This window comes from Palleronia sp. (genome assembly GCF_042089775.1).
GTDB lineage: Bacteria > Pseudomonadota > Alphaproteobacteria > Rhodobacterales > Rhodobacteraceae > Palleronia.
The window spans coordinates 1-3,261 of the sequence record NZ_JBELKF010000207.1; the positions used below are offsets into that span (position 1 = coordinate 1).

General features: G+C 69.3%; 3 protein-coding genes. 1 reads left to right on the forward strand and 2 read right to left on the reverse strand.

Going from position 1 to position 3,261, the window contains the following annotated elements:
• The coding region (locus ACFDS3_RS19995) for a hypothetical protein (protein WP_375264087.1) at positions 1–889 on the reverse strand (889 nt) is incomplete at its 3' end.
• Between the two features lie 115 nt (positions 890–1,004).
• Here ACFDS3_RS19995 and ACFDS3_RS20000 point away from each other — a divergent pair.
• Positions 1,005–1,688, forward strand: a complete 684-nt coding sequence (locus tag ACFDS3_RS20000; protein WP_375264088.1) for an NUDIX domain-containing protein — start codon at positions 1,005–1,007, stop codon at positions 1,686–1,688.
• A gap of 71 nt (positions 1,689–1,759) precedes the next feature.
• On the opposite strand, the gene ACFDS3_RS20005 is transcribed toward ACFDS3_RS20000, so the two are convergent.
• The coding region (locus tag ACFDS3_RS20005; protein ID WP_375264089.1) for an amidase family protein at positions 1,760–3,261 on the reverse strand (1,502 nt) is incomplete at its 5' end.

Sequence of the window (3,261 nt, forward strand, 5' to 3'; positions counted from 1 at the left end):
TCGGGTCCGGCACGCCGAGGCCTTTCAGCCGCGATCCGAAGGCATCGCCCATCGCCTCGCGGACGGTGAGCCGCACGAGCTCGAGGTCGGTCTGCGGCGTGAGCGTGGCGCCGGGCAGGGCGAGGGCGGGGAGTGCTGCGAGCGTGCGCTCAGGTAGCGCCGAGGGGCGGCTTCCGGTGCGCGCGGCGAAGCCCCAGCCGCCCACTAGCTTCACGTCGTGGCCCGCGGGCGAGACGAGGATGTGGCGCGGGTCGATGGCGCCATGTGTCATGCCCGACCAGGCGAGCCAGGCCGCGACGTTCATGAGCCCCGAGCAGAGCCAGGCCGCGTGGACCGGCTCCATCGGGCCGCGGGCGAGCAGGTCCGAGAGCAGGATGTCGTCGGGCCCGCGCTCGACCGCGATCGCGGCGCGGCCGTCCTTCAGCTGCATCTCGCGCGCGAGCTTCGGCAGGAAGCGCGACATCTCCCGGCGCATGCGGTCGTCGGCGAAGCGGAAGGAGCGGATCGCGGCGGCCTCTGCGGCGGCGAGGTCGGCATTGTCCGCGTCGTGCAGGAAGGTCACCGTCCCGCGCCCCACGAGGATCTGGCCGAGATCGCCGCGCGTCACCGCGAGGGGGCGCATGCCGATGTTGCGGCCGTCGACCGTCTCCAGCCGGATCGCGGGGTCGGGCCTTGCCGGGCTCGCCGGGCGGCTCCGGGCCAGCGCGTCGCGCAGGCTCACGAGATGGGCGAAGACCTCACCGGCGCGCGGGTCGCGGCAGACATCCGGGTGCCATTCCGAGGCCAGCTGGTGGAACGCGCGGCGGACCGCCTTCGGCCCGTCGCCGAGCAGCCGGGCGGCGTCGCGCGGCGAGGTGGAGAGAATGGCGTCGGCGTCGATCACGCTCATCGGAAGCCCCTTCGAAACATTTTCGCAAACAGCATCGCGCCTTTCTGACTTACTTGCAAGTTGCAAATATGTATGCGAGACGTAGGAGGACGTAATCGAGATGCAGGTCACTCCCATGCCCGACGACAGCCCGCTTGAGAACGGCGAGGCCCGCCCGATCGCCACGGTCGACGCAGTGGTGTTGGTGCTCGACGAGGGTGTGATCAAGCTCGCCGTCCACCGGCGGCCGCGCGAGCCCTTCGCGGACGCGCTGGCACTGCCCGGAGGCTATGTCCATGTTGGCGAGGACCGGGACGCGGAGGCCGCGATCCGGCGTATCCTGCGCGAGAAGGCGGGGATGGGGGGCTTTTACCTCGAGCAGCTCGGCACCTTCTCGGGCGCCGATCGCGACCCGCGCGGCTGGTCGCTCTCGGTGGCTTGGGTGGCGCTGCTGCCGGTGTCCGAGTTCGCGCCCGAGGATCCGGAGGTCGTGCTGATTGACGCATCCGATCCCGGCGATCTCGCCTTCGACCACGGGTCGATCGTCGCGGCGGCGATGACGCGGTTGCGAGGGAAGGGGGCCTACTCGACGCTGCCCGCCATGCTGCTCCCCGAACTCTTCACACTTACCGAGCTGCAGCACGCCTATGAGAGCGTGCTGGGCATCCGGCTCGACCAGTCGGCCTTCCGGCGGCGGGTGGCGGAGATGCGGTTGATCAATCCAACCGACGAACTCCGGCGCAGCGCCGGGCGGCCGGCGAAGCTGTGGCGGCTGGCAGGGCCTGCGGGCACCTTCGACCGGATCATCGGCGGCGGCTGAACCGTCCCGGTTCGGGGCACGCGCGTCCGCTGGCGAATGAGCGGACCGGCAAGCGGTCCGCTCGACGGGGATCAGTCCGCCATCACGCGCTCGATGGCCTTGCCGAGCGAAAGCAGCTGCGGGTCGTCCCCGGCAAGGGCGGCAACCTCCAGCCCGACCGGCAGCCCCGAGACCGGGCAGGGCAGCGAAAGGCCCGGCACGCCGAGGTTCGAGCCGAGATCCGAGTTCCGGAAGTAGGTCTGGAAGACCGGCACCTGGCGCCCGTTCAGCTCCACGGTCTCGTCATGCCCGATGGGGCGCGCGGTCAGCGGCGTCGTAGGATACAGGATGGCGTCGAGGTTGAACTTCGAGAAGATGTCCTCGTAGATCCCGCCCATGGCCAGCCGGTTGTTGCGAACCACGCCCTGGTATTGCGCTTCCGTGACCGCGTCATCCCCGAGCTGCGAGCGCAGCAGGCCCGCCACGTCGGGCGACGCGACCTGCTCGATCAGCTGTTCGAGGCTGACGTGAGGCGCGTGTGCGGCGAGGTATTCGGGAAGCTCGCGGATCACCTCGTAGAGCACCACCGTGAAGCTGAACGCGTCGTTCAGCTTCCAGATGTTATACATGTCCTGCGAGGGGATCTCGTGGATGGTCGCGCCAGCCCGCCCCAGGGCCTCGATCTGCTCCTCGATGACGCCGGCCACATAGGGCTCGAGATCGTCGAAGAAGCGCTGGCGGGGAATCCCGATGGTGGTGTCGCGGATGTCGATCTGCTCGCATTCGAGCTGACCCCGTTCGGTGATGGTCCGTGCCACCTCGCAGATGTCGTCGGTCGTCCGGCCGATGATGCCCGCCGTATCGCGGGTCGAGGAGATCGGGATGATGCCGTCGCTCGGATAACGCCCCGTCGTCGGACGAAAGCCCGTGACGCCGCAGAGCGAGGCGGGGATGCGGCAGGAGCCGCCGGTATCGGTGCCCAGCCCGACGGGCAGGATACCCAAGGCGACCGCGGCCGCCGTGCCGCCCGACGACCCACCCGCGATGAGAGTCGGATCATGCGGATTGCGGACCGGGCCCGTCGCCGCGTTGTTCGAGGTGATGCCAAGCGCCAGCTCGTGCAGGTTGGTCTTGGCCAGCGGGAAGGCCCCGGCATTGCGCAGGCGTGACATGACGCCCGCATCGGTCTCTGTCCGGTTGCCCATCAGTGCGAGCGTGCCGCCGCTCGTGGGAAGGTCCACCGTGTTGATGTTGTCTTTCACCAGGATCGGCAAGCCGCAGAGGCGACCGGTCTCACCCTGAGCACGCGCCGCGTCCGCCGCCCGCGCCGAGGCCAGGGCCGTATCCTCTTCGAAATGCAGGATCGAACCGAGGTCCGCGGAGGACTTCATCCGAGCGATCGCCGCTTGCGTATATTCCACCGAGGTGAGGCTGCCAAGATTCTTCAGCGTGAGCGTCTGCAGCCCTATGAGGCCCGACAGGCCCTCCACCGAGGTGAGGCTGCCCAGACGGGACAGCGTGAGCGTCTGCAGCCCTGTGAGGCCCGACAGGCCGGCCGCCGTATTCGTCACGCGGGTGACGATGGTCCAGTCGG